The organism is Methanococcus mangrovi (genome assembly GCF_054506835.1).
The window spans coordinates 873,376-889,369 of sequence record NZ_CP197114.1 but is presented as its reverse complement, the minus strand read 5'-3'; the positions used below and the strand labels follow the sequence as shown (position 1 = coordinate 889,369).

The 15,994-nt window shown below is 33.8% G+C and carries 11 protein-coding genes; 6 read left to right on the top strand and 5 right to left on the bottom strand.

The window, feature by feature from the left end; genetic code table 11:
- Window positions 1-1,566 (top strand): COG1361 S-layer family protein, encoded by a 1,566-nt coding sequence (locus ACS5L2_RS04775; protein ID WP_459200894.1) that lies wholly within the window; start codon window positions 1-3, stop codon window positions 1,564-1,566.
- 165 nt (window positions 1,567-1,731) lie between these two features.
- Window positions 1,732-2,697: an AI-2E family transporter gene (locus tag ACS5L2_RS04770; RefSeq protein WP_459200893.1), complete on the top strand. Its 966-nt coding sequence runs from the start codon at window positions 1,732-1,734 to the stop codon at window positions 2,695-2,697.
- Window positions 2,698-2,808: 111 nt separating this feature from the next.
- Here the strand turns inward: ACS5L2_RS04770 and ACS5L2_RS04765 are convergent, their stop codons facing one another.
- A complete protein-coding gene (locus ACS5L2_RS04765; protein WP_459200892.1) occupies window positions 2,809-4,287 on the bottom strand; it encodes a (R)-citramalate synthase in 1,479 nt (492 codons plus the stop codon).
- A 148-nt stretch (window positions 4,288-4,435) separates the two neighbouring features.
- Between ACS5L2_RS04765 and ACS5L2_RS04760 the strand changes: the two genes are divergently transcribed.
- On the top strand, window positions 4,436-5,842 hold the full coding sequence (locus tag ACS5L2_RS04760) for an aspartate kinase (protein WP_459200891.1): 1,407 nt from the start codon (window positions 4,436-4,438) through the stop codon (window positions 5,840-5,842).
- A 42-nt stretch (window positions 5,843-5,884) separates the two neighbouring features.
- Here the strand turns inward: ACS5L2_RS04760 and ACS5L2_RS04755 are convergent, their stop codons facing one another.
- The 4 genes from ACS5L2_RS04755 to carB form a co-directional block, all read right to left on the bottom strand.
- Window positions 5,885-7,126, bottom strand: a complete 1,242-nt coding sequence (locus ACS5L2_RS04755; protein WP_459200890.1) for a CBS domain-containing protein — start codon at window positions 7,124-7,126, stop codon at window positions 5,885-5,887.
- A gap of 202 nt (window positions 7,127-7,328) precedes the next feature.
- A complete protein-coding gene (locus tag ACS5L2_RS04750; RefSeq protein WP_011976664.1) occupies window positions 7,329-7,628 on the bottom strand; it encodes a histone family protein in 300 nt (99 codons plus the stop codon).
- A gap of 116 nt (window positions 7,629-7,744) precedes the next feature.
- Window positions 7,745-8,812, bottom strand: a complete 1,068-nt coding sequence (locus ACS5L2_RS04745; protein ID WP_459200889.1) for an archaeosine biosynthesis radical SAM protein RaSEA — start codon at window positions 8,810-8,812, stop codon at window positions 7,745-7,747.
- A 65-nt stretch (window positions 8,813-8,877) separates the two neighbouring features.
- On the bottom strand, window positions 8,878-12,123 hold the full coding sequence (gene carB / locus ACS5L2_RS04740) for a carbamoyl-phosphate synthase large subunit (RefSeq protein ID WP_459200888.1): 3,246 nt from the start codon (window positions 12,121-12,123) through the stop codon (window positions 8,878-8,880).
- Between the two features lie 281 nt (window positions 12,124-12,404).
- On the opposite strand from carB, the gene ACS5L2_RS04735 reads away from it, so the two are divergent.
- The 3 genes from ACS5L2_RS04735 to ACS5L2_RS04725 all read left to right on the top strand — a co-directional run bounded on the left by ACS5L2_RS04735 (window position 12,405) and on the right by ACS5L2_RS04725 (window position 15,986).
- Entirely contained in the window at window positions 12,405-13,154 is a 750-nt protein-coding gene (locus ACS5L2_RS04735; protein WP_459200887.1) for an exodeoxyribonuclease III, read from the top strand.
- Window positions 13,155-13,311: 157 nt separating this feature from the next.
- Complete coding sequence (locus tag ACS5L2_RS04730) at window positions 13,312-14,979, top strand: glutamate--tRNA ligase (protein ID WP_459200886.1); 1,668 nt, start codon at window positions 13,312-13,314, stop codon at window positions 14,977-14,979.
- A 110-nt stretch (window positions 14,980-15,089) separates the two neighbouring features.
- Entirely contained in the window at window positions 15,090-15,986 is an 897-nt protein-coding gene (locus ACS5L2_RS04725; RefSeq protein WP_459200885.1) for an RluA family pseudouridine synthase, read from the top strand.
- Window positions 15,987-15,994 lie beyond the last annotated feature (8 nt).

Genomic DNA, 15,994 nt, shown 5'->3' with positions numbered 1-15,994 from the left:
ATGAGTAAATTATCAAAAATAATTTTAGCAATCGGGCTTTTGTCAATTCTTACAACTGCAGTTTCCGCACTTGAAATTGATGAGCCCCAGTATAATCCAAACGTCATACACCCCGGAGATGACGTTGATGTATGGATTAAAGTAGTGAATGATGAAGGTTCAGATAAAATAATCGAAGATTTAAGGATCAGCGTAGAGTCAAATTATCCCTTTGAAGTAAAACAAATAAACCCGACAAAAGGGGTTTATGAAATTTCGCACTTGAATGAAGGGGAAAGTGACAACGCATACTTTAAATTACACATAAATGACGATGCATCGTCAAGAGACTACAGGCTCGATGTAACTGTTTCTTATGACATTGTCGAATACAATGGAGACGAAAGAGAAGTTATCTCAAAATCATACACAAAAGTTTACTACGTACCAGTATATGGTCTTGCAAACTTTGAAATTACTTCAGATGGAGTTACATTAACCCCTGCAAAAACTGAAGATGTTCAGATTAAAGTAATTAACAAAGGAACTGGAACTGCAAAGCAGGCAACCTTAACAATAGGCTCAAACAGTCTTATAAACCCAGTAGATACAACCAAATTATATATTGGAAGTTTAGGCCCTGATGTTGCAAAATTACTTTCGATTAATTTACACGCAAGTGAAGATACAACTGAAGGTTCTTACTTAATTCCTGCAACATTATCATGGATTGATGAAGACGGAACCGAAAACTCAGAAGTAATAAATATCGGCTTCATTGTTGAAGGGGACATTAATTTGGGAATTTCAAATGTAATAACAGACCCAACTGAAATAAAAGCTCAAGAAAATTACGTAAAAATTGACGTTGATATAACAAACAATGGACATGGTGAAGCTAAAAACGTTGAAATTGATTTACTCTCAGAATACCCATTTAAAGACTCATGGAGTAATTCAAACTTCAAAAACCTTGGAATTTTAACTTCGGGTGACACAAAAACTGCAACATTCTATATCGATGTAGACAAAGATGCAGAAGCAAAACACTATTCAATTCCATTAAATATTACCTACATGGACGTATTTGATGAAGAACACACTGAAATCGAGTATATTGATTTATACATTAAACCAAAACCTGTACTCGAAATACTTCCTGAAACCTACACGCTAAAAGCAGGAAAAGAAAACACGATTACATTAAATCTTCAAAATACCGGTTCAGAAAAAGCTGAAAGTGTAAAAATAACAGCAATTAAAAACACTGCTCAACCATTTGACTACACCCAAAAAACAGATTCGATTGGAACACTTGACATCAACGAAACTGGTGAAGGGCAGTTAATAATTGATGTAGATTCTGACGCAGCAGATAAAGAGTATTTAATTACCGTAGAAGTTAGAAACGTTGGAGACTCTGAGGAAGGGGACGATAACGTATATATTTCACAAAAAACTATTCGCGTGAATGTTGAAGGTGGAAGCAACCCAACAGTAGTTTATTTAGTGGTATTGCTGCTTGTCGGTGGTTTAGGATACTACATATACCTTAAAAGAAAAAAAGGGAAAGAAGTAAGTGAATAATCTTTTTTAAATTTTTTTAAATTTCCTATTTTTTCATTTTTAAATGTTTTATCAATTAGGTTTATTTAATTGTAGACTAATTGAATATTAACAAGTATTTTGAAATTTTTTTGAGGACTGGTAATCTTGAACAATAAAGAATACGATATATTAGCCAGAGGATTTATGATATTTTCATTTTTTGCACTAACTTACATGTTATGGCCATTTATCGGGATTATTGCTCTTGCAGTTGCAGTTGCATACATGACAAAACCCCTTTATGACGTTTTAAAACCAAAATTAGGTAGAAGTTATGGTGCAATAGTCTGTCTTCTTGGAATCGTGATTCCATCGTTACTTTTGGTTATCTTAGTTGCAGAGGATGTTATAACATTTCTGCTTTCAGTAGATATTGAATCTGTTATTTCAAAAGTTACTCCAATTTTAAATGATATGGGTTACTTGAGGGTGGATGGCCCAGAAGTTTCAAAACCGGTTTCGGATATTTGGAGTGTTTCAAAGCCATTGCTTGATAGCTTAGCAACGCAAATTTCCGCAATACCTTCAGTATTAATGAAACTCCTGTTTTTGTCCTTCATGACATTTTACTTTTTAAAAGATGGGGATAAATTAAAAGATAGTTTCATGCTTTACGTTCCAAAAGAGAAAAAAGCAAATGCAAATATCTTTGTGAATGAAATACACAAAGCATTAAAAACATTGTTTATCGGAAATGCCGTTACATCAGTAATCGTTGGATTTATCTCGATAATCGGGTACTGGCTTATTGGAATTCCAAACCCTATTACGCTTGGTGCACTCTCAGGAATACTAAATATTTTGCCGGTTGTCGGTGGCTGGACAATATATGTTCCCCTTACGATATACTACCTGTTGACCGGAGAAATTGTTAAAGGAATACTTTTGGGGCTTTTTGGAATCATATTCCTCTCATTAGCACCAGATTTTGCAATAAGACCGCGTGTAATTTCAAAAGATGGAGATTTGCATCCTGCGCTTGTTTTAATTGCATTTTTAATTGGGCCGTTAGTATTTGGAATACCTGGACTTGCCATTGGGCCAATAATTGTAGCAACGGTTTATGCAATCCATAAGGTTAGAAGAATTGTTGAAAATGGGGAAAATTAATTATTTTTTAGCATTTGCTTATTTACTTTTAATTTTTTAAATTAAAAAATGAACTTTAATTTTAAAATATATTTAATTTTTATAAAAAAATTTAAAAAAGTAAGTTTTATTTTAAATTAATAAATTGATTCCATCCATCATAGCTTCAACTGAGGCCATGACAACGTCTCCATGCGCTTTTTTGACTTCTACAACTTCATTTCCTTTTCTTAAATGAACTACTACTTCGATTAAGGCGTCAGTACCTCCCGTCATTGCACGAACACTGTAATCTTCAAGTTCAATGTCAGCAACTCCTGTGAGTGCTTTTTTAACTGCATTTATTGCAGCATCAACTGGACCAAGACCGTATGCAGCTTCTCGAATGTTGTCTTTGATATTGCAGTCGTTTGCAAATTTCAAGTTTATGGATGCAAGAGGGGACACCTTGTTTCCAGACATTACCGTAATTTCTTCGAGAATTACTTTTCTTTCAAGTTCAACTCCCCGAACCTGATTTATAATGGTTTTTAAATCTACATCGCTGATGTATTTTCCAAGGTCGCCAAATGCTTTAATTTTTGAGTAGACTTCTTCAAATTCTTCGTGGCTTAATCCTATATGCATTAATTCAAGTTTATATTTTAAAGCAGCTTTTCCGCTATGTTTTCCAAGTATAATTTTTCTTCTGTTTCCAACTGCTTCTGGATGAATCGGTTCATAAGTTTCGGTACTTTTCATGAGGCCATCCACGTGGATTCCTGCTTCATGGGCGAATGCATTGTCACCAACAAGTGCTTTATTTGCAGGAACTGAAATTTTCATGTATTTTGAAACAATTCTCGAAATTTTGTAAAGTTTTTCAGCGTCAATGTTTGTTTCAATGTTGTAGAGAGATTTTAAACCCATGACTACTTCTTCAAGTGACGCGTTTCCTGCTCTTTCACCGATACCGTTAATTGTAACGTGGCACTGGTCTGCACCCGCACTTATTGCAGAAATCGTGTTTGCAGTGGCCATTCCAAAATCGTTGTGGCAGTGGATTGAAATTGGAATTTTTATCTCGTTTTTCATCGTAGTTATAAGTTCCATTGATTTTACGGGCGTTAAAATACCAACTGTATCACATAAACAGATTCTGTCAGCTTTTAATTCTTCCCCTTTTTTGAAGAGTTCTTTTAAAAATTCAACATCACTTCTTGTTGCATCTTCTGCTGAGAGTTCTACAATTAATCCGTGGTCTTTAGCGTATTCTACAGCATACAGGGCATCTTTTAAGTTTTCTTCACGGCTTTTTCTAAGTTTGTATGTCATGTGGATGTCTGAGGTTGGAACAACAAGGTGGACACTATCTACATTACATGAAAGTGCAGCATCAATGTCTACTGGAAGGGCCCTAACAAAAGAAGATATTTCCGCATTTAAATTCTGGCTTGCAACAAGTTTTATTGCTTCCCTTTCTCCTTTTGAAGTTATTGCACTTCCTGCCTCGATAATATTTACACCAAGTTCATCGAGTTTTATTGCTAATTCGAGTTTTTCACTCGGAGATAGCGAGACTCCCGGAGTTTGTTCCCCGTCTCTCAATGTAGTATCGAATATATTAACCATTTTATCCTCCCGCACCATTAGTTTTAGCATTAGCCAAATTCAAATGATAAGTTTAAATAATATTTCATTGATTAATTGATAAACCATAATTTGAAGTATGGACTATAAGTCAATATATTATAATTTATTATTTAAAAGGTGGTGTTGTTTGGTTACAGTGATGAAATTTGGTGGAACCTCGGTTGGTAATGGCGAAAGGATAAGGAATGTTGCGAAAATCGTCGTAAACAAGACAAATGAAGATAAAGATGTCGTAGTTGTAACCTCTGCAATGACACAAGTTACAAATTCGCTTGTAGAAATCTCTGCTCAGGCGCTTGATGTAAGGGACATTGCAAAAATAAACAATTTTATCGAAGATTTAAGACGAAAACACGAAATTGCAATAGAACAGGCAATTGAGAATAGTGAAATACGGTCGGAAGTTTCAAAAACGATAGAAAGTTCAATAAATGAGTTAGAAAAGGTCCTTGTTGGGGTTTCATACCTTGGAGAACTTACTCCAAAATCAAAAGACTTTATTCTTTCATTTGGTGAAAGGCTTTCAGCTCCGATTTTAAGCGGTGCAATAAGAGATATGGGAAAACACTCCCTTTACCTTGCAGGAAGAGACGCAGGAATTATTACTGATGATACATTCACCTGTGCAAAAGTGTTAAGACTTGAAGTTGCTGAAAAAATCGAACCTTTATTAAAAGATAGATTTATTCCTGTAGTCACTGGTTTTGTTGCTGGAACTGAAGAAGGCCACATTACAACCCTTGGAAGGGGTGGAAGCGACTATTCAGCAGCTTTGGTTGGTCTTGGATTAATGGCAGATATGGTTGAAATCTGGACCGATGTTAGTGGTGTTTTGTCAGCAGACCCAAGAATGGTTAAAAATGTAAAACAGATTCCAAAGATGTCATACATCGAAGCAATGGAACTTGCATACTTTGGTGCGAAAGTTCTCCACCCAAGAACAATGGAGCCAGTAATGGAGAAAAAAATACCGCTTAGAATTAAAAACACGTTTGAACCAGAAAATGATGGAACATTAATTACAGATTCTTCGGAAACGAGTAACGGTGTTATAAAAGCAATTACTACTATCAAAGATGTAATTTTAATTAACATATTTGGTGGCGGAATGGTTGGAGTGAGCGGAACTGCTGCAAGAATCTTCAATGTACTTGGAAAATCAAATGCAAACGTGATTTTGATTACACAAGGTTCATCTGAGACAAATATCTCGATAGTAATTTATGACGGCGAACTTGAAGCTAAAAAGTGTGTCAGGGAATTAAGGTCAGAGTTTGGAGAATGTCACCTTATAAAAGATATAACATTTGACAAAGACGTCTGTGTAGTTTCAGTAGTTGGTTCAGGAATGAAAGGTGCAAAAGGAATTGCAGGAAAATTGTTTGATGCAGTTGCAGAAAGCGGCGCAAACATAAAAATGATTGCACAAGGTTCATCTGAGACAAACATCTCATTTGTAATCAACGAAGATAAGCTCGAATCATGTTTAAAAACGCTTCACAAAACATTTGTTGAAGATGAAGTAAACTTTTAAAAAACTTAAATTTTTTTTAATTAAAAATAAAAAAAAGAGAATTTACTCCTCGTTTTCAGTAAGAGTTTCAGAAAATTCTTCGGCAATTATTTCTTTTTTGCCACTGTTTAATGCTTTAGATTGTCTTTTTTCTCTATCAATACTCATCTGTTTTTTTACAGAATCAAGCGCGTCTTTTAATACTTCTATGAAGTCCCATCTCTGTTTTTCGGCGATTAATTCCATTTCTTCGCCATCCCAGTCTATTCTTTTAGTTGATGAAAGTTTTGGTTTTCCTTCTGCAACGTAAAGTTTTCTTGGAGTTTTTACGTAGGTTTTTACACTGTAATTTGGAACTCCACCTTTATCTCTTTCTTTTTTAACAGCTAATTTAATCCAGTGGATTTTTTTCGAGTAAATGGCAATTTTTTTAATTTCGTTAAATAATATCCTTTCTGCAAGTTCTCTCTGATCTTCGTCGAAATCACCTTGAATTTCAACTTCAACCATTGATTCAGCTCTTAAATCTCTTATGTATTTTAAAATGTCAAGTCTTGTAACGATACCTCTTAATATATCGTTTTTAAATATTGGAATTCCCCTAATATCTTGTTGTTCGAGTATTTCTGCTACATCAGCAACTGAATCATCGATATTTGCTGTGATAAGTGGTTTATTTACTATCATCGATACAGGCTGTGCCATTCTTGGTACTTTGTCGCCAGTAAGTTCTCCAACTGTCATTTTGGTTTTTGGTTTGAAGACTTTTTTAACTATGTCGTCTTCCGTAACCATTCCAATTGGTTTTCCTGCCGTATCGAGTACTATCAGTCTTCCGATGTTGTATTTCATCATCAAACTTCTTGCTTTACCGATACTTTCATCGATATCAATCGTGACGGGGCTTTTCGTCATTATTTTATCGATTTTAACGTCTTTCAAAAGCTCTGACTTTGATGCGCACTTCATGACGTCGTAATCAGTAATTATCCCAATTAGTTCGTCATTTTCATTTATAACTGGAGCTACTCTTTGACCACTGTTAATCATTTCAAAAGCGGCATCAATTACTTGTGTATTCATTCTTACGCAGAATGGCTTAAACATCAAGTCTTCAACCTGCTGGTGTACAGAGTTTCCAAGTAGCAAATCATGCATTGTCACGAGATAGATTTCTTTATCTTTCTCGACGATTAAATTATGGAACTTTTTATTTTCCATTACACCAACAGCTTTTGATATTGGTGTATCTGGATTTACCGTGACAACGTCTTTTGTGGCTATGTCAATTACTTGCTCTTTCAAGACCTTCACCCCTTTTCGAGTCCATGGTATTTATTATGATTTTGAGATTTTATATGGTTTCCGATATGATTTTAAAAAAGCAGTACAATTCTCCGTTTTAACGGGTTAAGAAGAGTATTTAGATATTCATGGAATTAAATATTTAAGTTAAATTTGTATGTTAAACATAAATTCCGATTTTTTTTAGGGGTTAAAAGAACTATTAATATCTTTCAAGTTCATTTGCAATAACGTTTAAGATTTCGTTTGTAAGCATGTTGACTTTTTCAGTTCTTTCTGAAACTTCAACTACTTTTTTCCTCAATCTTTCAGCATCGCACTGTTCGATGTCTCTTGCTTTTAATGTTTTTCTTTTATCTTTTTCAGCATTTTCTTCAGCAATTTTTGTGGTTGTTACGACCATTTCCTGTAAAATTTCAACCAATGCAGCAACGGATTCAGCTGATACGTTCATGTCGGTATTTTCTTTCATAATTCTTTTAATGGTTCCTTTTGGTATCATAATAAGACCTCTTATATTATCTTTAGAATTATATAGAATTTAAATTATTTAAACCTATTATAAACAGTAAATCAAAAATGGGAAAATAACACAAAAGTATATTTAAAAAAAATAAATTAAATTAATTTTTCATCGCCAAGTGGCACGATATTTTTCTGTTCGTATTCCATATACTCAATCCACTGTTTTTTACACTCACAGTCGAGATCTAATTTTTCAATTTTTTGAGTGATGGTAAATTCGTTGAAAATGTCTTTTATTTTATCGTTACAGGTGCAATCAATAGCATTGTGGGCACCTCTTTTCGAAGAAACTCCAGCAGTGTCGCACATTACAAGTGCATCAGGGTTTTTAGACTTTACTTCTTTTAAAATTTCTAAAATACTCCATAAAAATGGCGGCCTGTACTGATTTTTTTTCCAGAGAGTTTCAATTAACGTTCCTTTATGAATTGATGCAGGACAGAAAGAAATTCTGCTGCAGCCCATTTCAATACATTTGTTCGCAGTATCTATCGCGTCACTAATTGCTTCTTTTTCAGAAATAAATGGCGGTTTTATCAAAATATATGATTTTATACCAACATCGTATTTTTTTGCAACAGAAAACGCATTTTCAATTGCTTTTGTTGGAACACCTTTATGGATTGCGACATTTCTTATTTTTTCATTTAAACTTTCGATTCCCACACCAATTTCAATATTGCAGGAAAGAATGTTTTTTATCGATTCCATGTTTTCAGGGGTTACAAATTCAGCTCTCGATTCAATTGCAACTTCTTTTGCACCCATTTCTTCGATTCTTTTAAATATGTATTCTCTCGTTTCAATTGGGATTTCAAAGGTATCCAAAAAACTGCCTGACGTGAAAAGTTTTATTGACCTGTTTTTATTGAGTTGGTCTTTATACTTCTCAACTGAATAATCGAACTGGTTTTTCAGGTTTTCTGAAGTAATTTCCGATGGAGATGCATCCATTAGGTAGCTACACATCGTACAGCCGCCGCTTTCATATGCCCATTTACAGCCTTTTGTTCTTAAAATTATTGTAAAACTTTTTCCATATGTTTTATCACGAAAAACATCGTCTTGAATCCACACTGCAATTGGATAGTCTGGATTTCTTTCTTTTCGTTTTTTAAGATGTTTTTCACGGATATTTTTTAAATAATCAGTCATTGACATAATATCTCCTCAAAATAAGAAAATAAACTAATAAAAAATTTAAAATAAAATAATTAGGTTTTAAATTAATTTTCAAGTTCATTCAATGAATAAACTCCAAGTTCTCCAGATTTAATTGCTTCAATAGCTTTAATTGCAGCGTATGCTCCTTGCAATGTGGTCATGCACGGAATGTTCAATTCAACTGCAGCCCTTCTGATGTAGTATCCGTCAGTTTTAGCTTTATCGCCTGAAGAAGTGTTTATTAATAAATCAATCTCTCCTTTCTGCATTAAATCAAGAACGCTGTTTTGCATGCTTTCTGAAATTTTACTGACTTCTCTTACGGGAATGTCAAATAATCGGAGTTCTCTTGCAGTTCCTCTTGTAGCAACGATTTCAAAGCCTAAATCGTGGTATTTTTTGGCGATTTTTGTAATGTTGTCTTTATCTCTGTTTCTTACACTGATAAATACAGTTCCGGAAGTTGGAAGTTCCATGTTTGCAGAAAGCTGGGACTTGTAAAATGCCTTTCCAAAGTCTTGGTCAATTCCGATTGCTTCACCCGTTGACTTCATTTCTGGGCTCAATACAGGGTCTACTCCTGGAAGTTTTAAGAATGGAAATACTGCTTCTTTTACACTCACGTATTTTGCCTTCGCAAGTCCTGAGTATCCCATTTCTTTTAATTTTTTGCCCATTATCGCATTTGTTGCAATTTTTGCAAGCGGCACACCAACTGATTTACTTACATACGGAATTGTTCTTGAGGCTCTCGGGTTTGCTTCAATAATATACACGATACCGTCTTTTACAGCGTACTGGATGTTTAATAAACCAATTACTCCAAGTTCGAGTGCAAGTTTGGTTGTATGTTCTGCAATTTTTTCAATTACTTCTTTTGAGAGAGTTTGAGGGGGAATTACACAAGCACTATCTCCACTGTGGATTCCAGCTTCTTCAATGTGTTCCATGATTGCGCCAATGAATACGCTTTCTCCATCGCATACTGCATCAACATCAATTTCAACAGCTTCTTCTAAAAATCTATCGATTAAAATCGGGTGATCTGACGAAACTTTAACTGCTTCTCTCATATAGTCTTTTAAATCTTCGGTGTTGTAGACTATCTGCATTGCACGTCCACCTAAAACGTATGAAGGTCTAACAAGTGCAGGATATCCGATTTTTTCAACAACTTTAAGAGCCTGTTCTTCACTAAATGCTGTTGCGCCGTCTGCCTGAGGTATTTTTAATTTTTCAAGCACGTGTATGAACTGGTCCCTATCTTCTGCAAGGTCGATTGATTGTGGGGAAGTTCCTAAAATATTCACTCCAGAATTGTAGAGTTTCATTGCAAGGTTAATTGCAGTCTGTCCACCAAATTGGACTATAACTCCAAGTAACTGCCCATTTTTATTTTCATTTTCAATTATATTCATTATTTCTTCGTAAACTAAAGGTTCGAAGTATAATTTGTCCGAAGTATCGTAGTCAGTACTTACGGTTTCAGGGTTGTTGTTTACAATTATTGCTTCGATTCCAAGTTCTTTTAGTGCGAAAATTGCGTGAACTGTTGAATAATCAAATTCAACACCTTGGCCTATTCTGATAGGGCCTGAACCTAAAATTATTACTTTTTTCCTATCTGAGGATACGCTTTCGTTCTGTTCTTTATCAAAGTATCTTTCGTATGCAGAGTAGTAATATGGTGTTTTAGCTTCAAATTCTGCTGCACATGTGTCTACCATCTTGTAAACAGGGATTACTTCGAGTCTTTTTCTAAGTTCTCTTATTTCATTTTCAGTTTTTGAAAATATTTTTGAGACTTGAACATCCGAAAATCCTAATGATTTTGCTTTTAAGAGGATTTCTTTTAATTTTTCGTCATCTACTGGAAGTCTTGAGATTACTTCGAGTTCTTTTTTACAGTCGATAATTTTTTTGATTTTTTCAATGAAAAATGGATTTATTCCTGTTCTTTCACAAATTCCATCAACACTCCATCCCTTATCGAGTGCATAAGCAATTACAAAGAGTCTTTCATCTGTAGCATGTTCTAAAATTTCAACAATTTCAGAATTTGAGTATTCTTTGTCTTTTCCATCCGCAATTATCCCAAATCTTCCGATATCTAAACTTCTAACTGCTTTTTGGAGAGCTTCTTCGAGATTCCTTCCAATTGCCATGATTTCTCCGGTAGATTTCATGGAAGTTCCAAGTCGTTTGTCAACAGTTTTGAATTTATCAAACGGCCATCTTGGAATTTTTACAACAACGTAGTCGATTGTTGGTTCAAAACTTGCAGGGGTTTCTTTTGTAACGTCATTTTGTATTTCATCAAGATTCCTTCCAATTGCAATTTTTGCAGCGATTTTTGCAATCGGGTATCCTGTTGCTTTACTTGCAAGTGCAGAGCTTCTTGAAACTCTCGGGTTTACTTCAATTACCACGTAATCAGTCATTTCAGGGTTTACTGCAAACTGAACGTTACAGCCACCTTCGATTTTCAAGTGTCTGATAATTTGTAATGAAGCATCTCTTAATTTTTGGTGGAATTCATCGCTTAATGTCTGAGAAGGTGCGGTTACGATACTCTCTCCAGTGTGTATACCCATTGGATCGATATTTTCCATGTTACATACTACAATACATGTATCTTTTTTATCTCTCATTACCTCGTATTCGTATTCTTTCCATCCTAAAAGGCTCTGGTCGATTAAAACCTGTCTGATCATTGAGTATTTTAATCCTTTTTTCGTAATTTCAATTAATTCTTCTTCGTTAGTTGCAATTCCACCGCCCGTTCCTCCAAGGGTGAATGCAGGTCTCACAATTGCAGGGTATCCAAGTTCTTCAGTAGCTTTAATTGCTTCTTCAACACTATGAACAGCTGCAGATTTTGCGATAGGCTGGTTAATTTCTTCCATTGCTTTATTGAATAAATCTCTATCTTCTGAAGTTTCAATTACGCTTTCAGTTGAACCCAAAAGTTCAACGCCGTGTTTTTCCAAGATTCCGCGTTTTGAAAGCTCCATTGCAAGATTTAAACCGGTCTGACCACCCATTGTTGGGAGAATTGCATCAGGCTGTTCTTTTTCAATAATTTTTTCCAATATTTTTGGGGTCAATGGTTCCAAATAGACCTTGTCCGCAATATTTGTATCGGTTTGAATGGTTGCAGGGTTTGAATTTACTAAAATTGTATAAATACCCTCTTCCTTTAAAGATTTACAAGCTTGTGAGCCAGAAAAGTCAAACTCCGCTGCTTGTCCGATAACAATGGGGCCCGAACCCAAAATCATTACCTTTTTTATATCCTCTCTTTTCAAAATTCCACCTTAGGATACGTTTTCCATATAATATGGTATTCTCGTTTTTAAACTCTATGATAATATAAAATTCAAATTGTCAAAGTATATCAAAAGACCAATATTTAAATTATCCGCTCAAACCAATTTCAAATGTTTTGAATCGATTAAAAATGAAGTTTTGTAATATTCTAAAAAATAGAATTTATGTAAATACATTATCCATTTAGTTGCGATTTAGTTTGATTGTAATTTTGAAGATATTATGCTATTTTATAGTTTTTTAGCATAAAATATTTGTTATGAAAATGTTATCGTGGAATGTAAATGGTATTCGTGCATGTTTGAAAAATGGCTTCATGGATTTTTTAAAACGTGAAAGTCCAGATGTCATGTGCATACAGGAGACAAAAGTGCAAAGCGGACAGGTTCAGCTTGGGCTTGAAAGGTATTTTCAGTACTGGAACTATGCAGAAAGGAAAGGTTATTCTGGAACTGCAATTTTTACAAAAATAAAGCCAAATGAAGTTATTTATGGAATAAAAAATAGTGAACATGATGGTGAAGGTAGAGTAATTACTCTTGAATTTGATGAATATTATTTAATAAATGTTTATACTCCAAATTCCCAAAGGGGCCTTACAAGATTAGACTACCGGCAAAAATGGGATCAGGACTTTTTAAATTACTTAAAAATACTCGAAAATAAAAAACCCGTAATATTTTGTGGAGACTTAAATGTTGCACACAAAGAAATCGATTTAAAAAATCCAAAAACTAATGTAAAAAATGCAGGTTTTACCACTGAAGAGAGAAACGGGTTTGATAATATTGTAAATTCTGGATTTTTAGATACATTTAGGGAATTTAATAAAGAACCCGATAATTATTCGTGGTGGAGCTACAGGTTCAATGCAAGAGCAAAAAATATAGGCTGGAGAATTGATTACTTCTGTATTTCTGAAAGTTTAATGGGTAACTTAAAAGATGCATTTATAATGCCCGAAATAATGGGCTCAGACCACTGCCCTGTTGGGATTATCTTTGAATAGTTTTTATTTTGAAATATCTTTTTTTATTTTTTAAACGATATTATTTTTAGATTTTATTTTAGATTTATTTTTAATTTTTATAATCGATAAGCTTTTTAAGCGAGACGGCATTACATTTAAGAGAACAATTTGAAAGGATTTAGAAACAGTGATAATTATGAAAGATACTGTAATGGCATATTTACTTGAAAATTCGATTAAATTCAAAGGAAAACCAAATCCAAAAGCTGCAATGGGTAAAATACTTGGAGAAAACCCCGATTTAAGAAGCAAAGTTAAAGAAGTAAACGAAGTTATTTCAGAAGTTTTAAAAGAAATTGAAACAATGTCTCTTGAAGAACAGCAGGCAAAATTAGACGAACTTGCTCCAGAAGGGCTTGGTCAAAAAACGGAACGAAAAAGAAAGGAAATTGAATTGAAAAACGTTAAAGGAAATGTGGTAATGAGATTTGCACCAAATCCTTCAGGACCTCTCCATATTGGACATGCAAGAGCATCTGTATTAAACGACTTTTTCACAAAAAAATACAACGGAAAACTTGTTTTAAGGCTTGAAGATACTGATGCTAAAAGAGTTCTTCCAGAAGCTTACGAAATGATTCAGGAAGATTTAAAATGGCTTGGAGTAAAAGTTGACGAAGTAATCGTACAATCAGAAAGGCTTGAAATTTACTACGAATACGGTAGAAAATTAATTGAAATGGGACACGCTTATGTCTGTGACTGTGATGCTGAAGAATTTAGAAATTTAAGGGAACAGGGAATCCCTTGTAAGTGTAGGGACACAACTCCAGAAGAAAATATTGCATTATGGGAAAAAATGCTTTCAGGAGACATTGAAAATGTTGCAGTACGATTAAAAACAGATATTGCACACAAAAACCCATCAATCAGAGATTTTCCAATATTTAGAATTGAAAGAACCCCTCACCCAAAAAACGGAACGAAATATCATGTATATCCATTAATGAATCTTTCAGTAACTGTTGATGACCATTTACTCGGTATGACTCACGTTTTAAGGGGAAAAGACCACATTGTAAACACCGAAAAACAGGAATATATTTACAACTATTTCGGATGGGAAATTCCAGAATATATTCACTACGGAATTTTAAAAATAGAAGGGCCAGTTTTAAGTACTTCAAAAATGCATGCAGGAATTTTAAGCGGCGAATACTCCGGTTGGGATGATGCAAGACTTGGAACATTGAGGGCACTTCAGAAAAGAGGAATAAGGCCAGAAGCACTCTATAAATTAATGGTTGAAATTGGAATAAAACAGGCGGATGTTAGATTTGCGTGGGAAAACCTCTATGCTGCAAACAAAGACATAATCGATAAAGATGCGAGAAGATTCTTCTTTGTAGAAAGTCCTAAAAAAGTAGTAATTTCTGGTGCGGAGAATAGAAAAATTAATCTTAGAATGCACCCTGACAGAAGTGAACTTGGAAATAGGGAATTATTATTTGATGGCGAAATATACGTTTCAGATGATCTTGAAGCTGGAAAAATGTACCGGTTAATGGAATTATTCAATATTGTTGTTGAAAGAGTAGAAAATGATATTATTTATGCAAAATACGACAGTGATGATCTTGCAGTTGCAAAAAGCAACAAAGCAAGTATTATTCACTGGATACCTGTAAAAGACAGCATTCCTGTAACTGTTATCGACGAAAATGCAGAAAATATTGAAGGATTTGCAGAAAAAGACTTTGCAGTTGTAAAAGAAGATGATTTTGTCCAGTTTGAAAGATTTGGATTTGTAAGAATTGACGAAAAAGTAGACAATAAGTATACCTGCTACCTAACTCATAAATAAATTTACAACTTTTTTAGATTTTTATTTATTTTTAAAATTTACGAGTTTTTATAACAAATTTATAATTAGTTTAAAGATGATAAACAAAATTTAAAGAAAAGGGATTCCAAATGGAAAGTCAAAAAAAGATTTTAAAACTAACAATTGATTCAAAAATTGCTGGAAACAAGTTAATCGATGTTTTAAAGGACGATTTTGAACTTTCCAATAAAATGATAAATAAATATGATAAAGAAAAGAAAATTTTTGTAAATTCTAAAAATATTTCCTTAAAATCAAAATTAAAAGAAAGCGAAACCGTTTCTGTTGAAATTGATTGTGGAATCAACAATATTACTCCTGAAAATTTGCCCTTAAACGTAATTTACGAAGATGACGATTTATTAATTGTCAATAAACCAAAAAACATGGTTGTCCACCCTACTAAAAATGTATTATCAAAAACACTTGCAAATGCAATTTCAAATCACCAGAAAATAAATAATCAAAACTACAAAATAAGATTTGCAAACCGTCTTGATATGGATACTACCGGACTTTTAATCGTTGCAAAAAATTCTTATTCTCATCAACAGCTTGCAAAACAGATGGATGAAGGAATTTTAGAAAAAATATATATCGCGGTAGTAAACGGCCATCTGGATTTAAAGGAAGGAATTATTGAAGATTCAATCGATTTAAATGATGATGGCATAAAAAGAGAGTTATCTAATTTTGGAAAAATTTCTAAAACTAAATACAAAGTAATCGAAGAACTCAAAAATGCATCAGTTCTTGAAATAAACTTACTTACTGGTAGAACTCACCAGATACGAGTTCATTTATCAAGCACTGGAAATTATATAATTGGAGATACCCTTTATGGGGGAAATTCTAATTTAATTGACAGGCAAGCTCTTCATTCGTATATTTTAAGATTTATTCATCCAATCACAAAAGAAAAAATAGAAGTTATATCAAAACTGCCAGATGATATGGAAAACCTCATAAAAAACTTGAAAGACTAAAAATCGTG

Coding starts and splice junctions, on each gene's coding strand:
- ACS5L2_RS04750 (WP_011976664.1), bottom strand. CDS start 7,628: ATGATACCAAAAGGAACCATTAAAAGAATTATGAAAGAAAATACCGAC.
- ACS5L2_RS04745 (WP_459200889.1), bottom strand. CDS start 8,812: ATGTCAATGACTGATTATTTAAAAAATATCCGTGAAAAACATCTTAAA.
- ACS5L2_RS04765 (WP_459200892.1), bottom strand. CDS start 4,287: ATGGTTAATATATTCGATACTACATTGAGAGACGGGGAACAAACTCCG.
- ACS5L2_RS04735 (WP_459200887.1), top strand. CDS start 12,405: ATGAAAATGTTATCGTGGAATGTAAATGGTATTCGTGCATGTTTGAAA.
- ACS5L2_RS04725 (WP_459200885.1), top strand. CDS start 15,090: ATGGAAAGTCAAAAAAAGATTTTAAAACTAACAATTGATTCAAAAATT.
- ACS5L2_RS04775 (WP_459200894.1), top strand. CDS start 1: ATGAGTAAATTATCAAAAATAATTTTAGCAATCGGGCTTTTGTCAATT.
- ACS5L2_RS04730 (WP_459200886.1), top strand. CDS start 13,312: ATGAAAGATACTGTAATGGCATATTTACTTGAAAATTCGATTAAATTC.
- ACS5L2_RS04770 (WP_459200893.1), top strand. CDS start 1,732: ATGATATTTTCATTTTTTGCACTAACTTACATGTTATGGCCATTTATC.